The organism is Endozoicomonas ascidiicola (assembly GCF_001646945.1).
In the GTDB taxonomy this organism is placed as follows: Bacteria; Pseudomonadota; Gammaproteobacteria; order Pseudomonadales; family Endozoicomonadaceae; genus Endozoicomonas; species Endozoicomonas ascidiicola.
The window spans coordinates 341,041-345,492 of the sequence record NZ_LUTV01000006.1; the positions used below are offsets into that span (position 1 = coordinate 341,041).

Here is a 4,452-nt window from a genome sequence, read left to right on the forward strand (position 1 = left end):
CGCCTTCTGAAGCTGTCCCATGTCCTGGTATAGCCGGCCAAGGCTTAGCTCTATGTCCTTGTCGTTACAGGGCTTGTCTTCATGCCCGGAGTGGACGGTGCGCAGCTCCCTAAAGATCGTCAGCGCCTTTTGATGATGTCCCATATCCTGGTATTGCCGACCAAGGGCCAGTCCATTAACTTTTTTTTCGTTTTCCTTTGTTGAGTTTTTATAAAGCTTTTGAAAAACAGGAAGTGCTTCCGTGAATCTGAACTTAGCCTGAAGCGCTCTGCCTTTTGTCATCAATAATCCGTTATTTAATGGAATTTTGTGCTGCTTCAATGTTTCAAATATATTCAGACAAGCATCAATGCGTCTTAACCGAAAGAGTGCTCTCATTTTTAACTGGTATGCCTGTTGAGTGTCAGAAAGAGAAAGATTGGCACCCTGAGTCAATATCTCTTCTGAGATGTTGAGAGCTTGTTTTGGATCCTGTTTTAAGGATTTAAACCCCGCCTTGATATGCTGTTGATCACCTTGTTGTAGATAACATCTTCCTGACTTAACATTGGATATGTTTCGACAGGACACTGCTTGAAACCCTTGATACAATTTGTGGTCGGGACGGTCATGGTTTGCCTTCGACAAATAGGGCCGAGGGGCTGGCTGTTCTTGTGAGTGCTGTATGATTCCCACCTGTTTCTTAACCGCCAGAGCATAAGATGGTCGATGTTTTTCTGCGGACTGATAATCAAAGGAATAGGGGATAGGGGCTGGTTGTCCTTGTGATTGTTGTGATTGTTGTGATTGTTGTGATTGTTGTGATTGTTGTATGATTCTCGTGGGTTTCTTAACGACCTGAGCATAAGATAGCCGATGTTTTTCTACGTACTGATCATTAAAGGAGGAGGTTTGAGGTTGACGGGGAGGCCAGTAAGGGGAGCGAGATTCCATATATTATAAATACCAATAATAATTTGCAGTGGTCATTACATATAGTGACAATCTCTGACTCTATTAGTTCAATACAATGGTATCGAAGATGGGGATGGGAAAGTTAGAGCCTCCGATATATCAGGCTTGACGAATATCTGCTGGAGTTAAATTCACCGGGAGCAAATGTTCAAAACATAGAAGAGGATAGCCATAAACTGAATACCTGCTACTCGGAAGGGTCTTGGTACGCTCGGCATGGTATGAACTAATGGAGTGAAAGTCCTCTGTGGATAAATCAGCATCGGTTCTGGAGCTGAATTAGTTCACCGATGATAACCACTAGCTTAAGGCAAGTGCAACTTCGTAGGACAGGGCAATCTCATTTGACCAGAAGTCAAATTTGCCCAGACAAAAGCAGTTCTAAATAAGCATCACTGGCAGACGCCAAAAGCCTTTTGGTATAGATTCCTACTTTCTCTGTCTTTTCCTGTTTGAGCATGTTCAATGACATCTGTCGAAAAATAGCCATGTTTTCCGGGCCATGATCTTTACGAATTCGTGATTCATCCTCACGAAATCCTATATCAAGACACCAGTGCAGACTATGGTGAGTAGACCGAGGGAACCTCCCCCTCAGCCTCTCGCAGACACGTACGTGAACCTCTCAGCTCATACGGCTCCCATCAGGCAAAACCACCTACCATTCCTGCTCTCCAATGAGCAAATAAACGGGGACAACGCTTTGAAATCTCTTCCAGAAATTTCATCGCTCTTGTCTTTCGATGACGCAGAGGCTTAAATTTCCGCCTTGCCCATCTTACCAGTGCTTTATTCAGGTGCCTGAACACGCTATACAATGCCGATCGATAATATCGCCCATAGTACGCCAGCCAACCTGACAACATAGGGTTCAACCAACCCGCCAATTGCGCTATGTTCAAATCCGTTCGCATTCTGATACACATCTTGCGAATTTTGCGTCGCATGGCTTTTTGATTTACCTTGCTGACCGCTGGCGTAAAGCTCACAAAGAGACTGTTATGCTTACGGTTTTTGCAAAGCCTTCGCCTGAAGGTGTAACCCAGAAAGTCAAATGTCGTGTTTTCATATACCCCCTTCCGCTGACCATCTTTACAGTACACGATCTTGGTCTTCTGAGGGTGAAGCTCAAGCCCACATTGCCTGAACCTCTTCTCAAGCAGCTCCAGTAATGTTTTCGCCTGAGCCTCACTCTTGCAATGTGCCAAGCCGTCATCAGCGTACCTGCACCACGGGATATTCGGGTGGTGTTTCTGCATCCATTTATCAAATACATAATGCAGGAACAGATTACTGAGAACCGGACTGATAACACCTCCCTGAGGAGTGCCCTTGATTCTCTCAGTTAATTCACCATCCGCTTGCTGTAACGGCGCTGTCAGCCAGCGCTCAATATACAGTATCACCCACGGGTTACTGGTATGCTTACGAACTGCCGTCATCAACAGATGATGAGGAATGTTGTCAAACAGACCTTTGATATCAAATTCCAGAACCCAGTCGTATTCCCAGCAGCGTCTCCGTGTTACTCCTATTGCATCTAATGCCGACCTGCTTGGTCTGTAACCATAGGAATGAGGAAGGAAATAGGGTTCAACCTGAGGTTCAAACTCCAGTTTCACCACCATCTGAGCAATACGGTCTTCAACCGTTGGTATACCCAGAATACGTTCACCTCCCGACTTCTTTGGTATCGCGACCGCYTTCACTGGCGATGGAAAATAACTGCCAGACGACATCCGGTTCCAGAGTTTATAAAGGTTATCCTTCAAGTTTGTTTCATAGTCARCCAATGACTGATCATCAACACCTGCGGCTCCCTTGTTGGCTTTCACCAACTCGAAAGCCCTTCGCACCTTCCATTTATCAATGGTAAATGGCTTCGCTTTCACTCGGCATCTCCTCCTGTCAACGACAGTTGTATGCCAACCAAAAGCAGCCTGACGCTGCCCCTTTGCTCCGTACCCATTACAGGCACATCCTCGCTACTACGGGCAGCTCCGCCCCTGTATCACGCACTTGTGCCCTTTAGGGTATCGGTACTCTCATACTCATCAATTCAGTGACTTGTACTTCTCCCTTAAACATCGTGATGACAGGTTCCCGCAGTTCCCACGTAAAGCCCAATACAGAGTCGTGCCCACTATACGCCGGACACCGCTTGCACAGCATTCGGAATTCACTTGCAAACTGATCCCGGGAGATAGAAACGCCCCCGGTTTTGATGTCAGTCTCTGGATTACGACGCGTCCACATAGGTTCGCCTTAACTCACCTCTCTGTATCACACCTGACAACCTCATGGGTTGCCGTTTCCTCAACGCTCACTACCAATGCTCTTTACACCAGCAGCTTGAGGCGGTTTGGAGCCGGTTTCCGACAACAGACTCCGGTGGGTCTACCACCATCTCTCCGTGAGCTTTTCACAACTCAGCTGCTTATCCTTATGCAGCCAATTTGTGTACCTGCGGCACACTCTCCACCGACCAGTGAGCACGTACAGACTCCATGAATTTCATGGCACTGCACAGGTGGCTAGCGATAAAATACCGACGCTCTATCGTGATCTTGTCACCTTCATGCCGCTCACTTTCTACGACCCCGAGCATCGATAAGTCTACCCAGTCGGGTGCTCCGCCTGATTGATGTATGAATTATGTGCGCGAAGTCTTGCTTGCCTAAGGGGCATAAATACTGCTGGTTCTACTGATGAGATGTGCCTATATAAAGCACATAAAATGCTTGATCCCTTGAGTAACGTGACTTTCCAAGGAGTTACATTATTCAGGCTGAGCACTCACCCAGTCTTTTTTCTGCACAAGCCAGTCCAGTCTTGAACTAACCCAGCAGCGACGGATTTCGATTCTCCCATGCCCTTTTTCAAGAGTTTCGTTGTAATCGACATGTTCTGGCAAAGTGTCTCTTGACGTTAGATCGTTCAAAAACAACTTGATATCGTCGTAGAGTGTTGGCTGGTTACCTTTTACAGCCAACAAATAATCAGCAACCGCCTGCGCGGATTTTTTTGGCAATTTCCTTCTGGCAACCCATTGCGTCGATAGTAACGATGCAACCACTGATTTCGAGAACATCCAGAAGCGCGGGGATGGCGGTTATCTCATTGGATTTAGCGGATGTCTTTAATTGCCCCAACACCATACCAGTGCTGCTTCCCCAAGCATTAACCATGTGTATAGCGGCTTTGTCGTCTTGTTTGTCATAAGAGCGACGCAGAGTTTTACCATCAATGGCAATCACTTCACCGGTGGTGCGTTCTGCAATCAGGCCAACCCACTTGATAAAACATTCGCGAAACTCATCTGGATCAAGTCGGGCGAACACCCGGCGAAATGTATGGTGAGAGGGTGTGCCATAAGGCAAAGGAATGTGTTTACTTAGTGCTTAGCCGGAAAGTACCTTTCGCCTTGGTATCAAAGGCTTCAAGAGCCCATATAACCATCGAAGTTTCTTAATGCTTATTCGTTATATGTAGAGTTCC

4 protein-coding genes are annotated in these 4,452 nt (G+C 46.6%); all 4 read right to left on the bottom strand.

Translation table 11 applies throughout. The annotated features are described in order from the left end of the window. A partial coding sequence (locus AKL11_RS25710; RefSeq protein ID WP_172807325.1) for a tetratricopeptide repeat protein occupies positions 1-933 on the bottom strand: 933 nt, incomplete at its 3' end. Positions 934-1,598: 665 nt separating this feature from the next. Further along, entirely contained in the window at positions 1,599-2,846 is a 1,248-nt protein-coding gene (gene ltrA, locus AKL11_RS18440) for a group II intron reverse transcriptase/maturase (protein WP_067520227.1), read from the bottom strand. An 887-nt stretch (positions 2,847-3,733) separates the two neighbouring features. Next, positions 3,734-3,985 (bottom strand): hypothetical protein, encoded by a 252-nt coding sequence (locus AKL11_RS18450; protein WP_067520232.1) that lies wholly within the window; start codon positions 3,983-3,985, stop codon positions 3,734-3,736. Next, a complete protein-coding gene (locus AKL11_RS18455) occupies positions 3,954-4,340 on the bottom strand; it encodes an ISAs1 family transposase (protein WP_095210511.1) in 387 nt (128 codons plus the stop codon). Before AKL11_RS18455 ends, AKL11_RS18450 begins: the two co-directional genes overlap by 32 nt. Positions 4,341-4,452 lie beyond the last annotated feature (112 nt).